The sequence below is a fragment of the Micromonospora sp. 4G55 genome (assembly GCF_016803375.1).
In genome coordinates, this window is record NZ_JAEVHN010000916.1 from 1 (window position 1) to 1691 (window position 1691).

Genomic DNA, 1691 nt, shown 5'->3' on the forward strand with positions numbered 1-1691 from the left:
GGCGGCCGCCGCGGAGGCCGCCCGGGACCCGTACTGGCGGGGCGCGCGGACGGCTGCTCGCCGCCGCCTCGGGTCGGTGCTGCTCGCCCTGGTCGGCCTCGCCGTGGACGTCTGGGCCACCGCCCGGCACCGGCTCGGTGAGTTCGCGGTCCTGCACACCCTCGGCGCCGGACCGCCGCTGCTGGCCCGCGCGCTGCTGGCCGAGCAGACCTTCCTGGCCGGCATCGGGGTCGCCGTCGGCCTGCTGGTCGGCGCGGGAGTGGGCGCCACGATGGCCCCGCTGGTGATCCTCACCCCGAGCGCCGGCGGCCCGTGCCGGAGGCGGCCTTCACCCTGCCCTGGACGCCGATCGGCCTGACCGCGCTCGGGCTGCTGCTGGCGGCGCTCGCGTTCAGCGCCGTCCTGACCGCCGGCATCCGGCAACGCGTCGCGGCCGCCCGGCTGCGGATCGGGGGAGAACGATGAGCGTGCTGCGCAGGGTGCGCGCGTACGGGGGGCACTTCCTGCTCCTCGCGGTGCTGACGCTGGTCACCGCGCTGCTGGTCACCGGGATGCCGCGGATCGCGGACCGGCTCTCCGGCCAGGGACTGCGCGAGCAGCTGGCCGACGTGCCGGGCCCCCGGCGCGACCTGCTCTACACCCGGCCGGCGGAGCCGCAGCCGGCGCCGGGGGTGGCGGCCGCCCAGCGGGCCGCCCTGGACTCGCTGCTGGGGCAGCTGCCCGCGCCGGTGCGCGAGATGGTCGGCGAGCGCTGGTACGTCGCGGACACCGAGTTCGGCCGGCTGACCGGGCCGGAACTCACCGCCGACAAGGGGCTGATCGACCTCAGCCTGCGCACCATGACCGGGCTGCGGGAGTCGGCCACCCTGGTCGACGGCCGTTGGCCGGGCGAGGGGGCGGACCGGGCCGCGCCGGTGGAGACGGTGCTCGCGGAGCCGGTCGCCCGGCAGCTCGGCCTGCGCCCCGGCAGTCGGCTGCACCTGGCCCTGCACATGCCCGACGGCCAGGAGTACGCCGCCACGACCGTCGCGGTGGTCGGCCTGTTCCGGCCCGTCGACGCCGACGGCGGCGCCTGGGACGCGCTCCCCTCGGCGCTGCGGCTCACCCCGCCGGTCGGCGACGGCCAGCCGTTCCAGATGGTGGGGCTGACCGACGAGGCCGGCTTCGACGACCGGGCGGCGGCCGGCTGGGCGGTCGGCTTCGGCTGGCGCTACCGGATCGACCCCGGTCGGCTCACCCCGGGTCGGCTCGACGCGCTGGTCGACGGACTCTCCCAGGCCGACCGCGAGCGCCCCGCCGGGCTGCTGCTCGCCCAGGGCGTCGACATCCCGCTGCGGCAGTACGCGGACTCGCTCGCCGCCGCCCGTACGCTGCTGACCGTCATCGCCGCCGGGGTGCTCGCCACCCTCGCCGGGCTGACCGTGCTGCGCCGCCCGGCTGGCGGTGCGCCGCCGCCGCGACGAGTACCTGCTGCTGCGCGCCCGGGGCGGCTCCACCACCGCCGTGGTCCGGCGCGGCCTGGCCGAATCGCTGCTGGTGGTGCCGGCCGCCGGGGTGGCGGGGTGGCTGCTCGGTGGCCTGCTCCCCGCCGACCCGCTGGGCGACGGCACGCCCGACGCGGCGAGCCGGCTGACCTTGGTCGCGGCGGTGCTGGCCACGCTGGCGCTCCCGATGGCGGTGCTGACCGGCCA

General features: G+C 78.4%; 2 protein-coding genes and 1 pseudogene. All 3 read left to right on the plus strand.

The features are described 5' to 3' along the window. On the plus strand, positions 1 to 358 hold a 358-nt coding region (locus JNW89_RS36070; protein WP_238452412.1), incomplete at its 5' end, for an FtsX-like permease family protein. After that, on the plus strand, positions 313 to 465 hold the full coding sequence (locus JNW89_RS36075) for a hypothetical protein (protein ID WP_238452413.1): 153 nt from the start codon (positions 313 to 315) through the stop codon (positions 463 to 465). The genes JNW89_RS36070 and JNW89_RS36075, both read left to right, overlap by 46 nt. Then, positions 462 to 1691: pseudogene (locus JNW89_RS36080) on the plus strand (hypothetical protein); the annotation flags it as partial. The gene JNW89_RS36075 and the pseudogene JNW89_RS36080, both read left to right, overlap by 4 nt.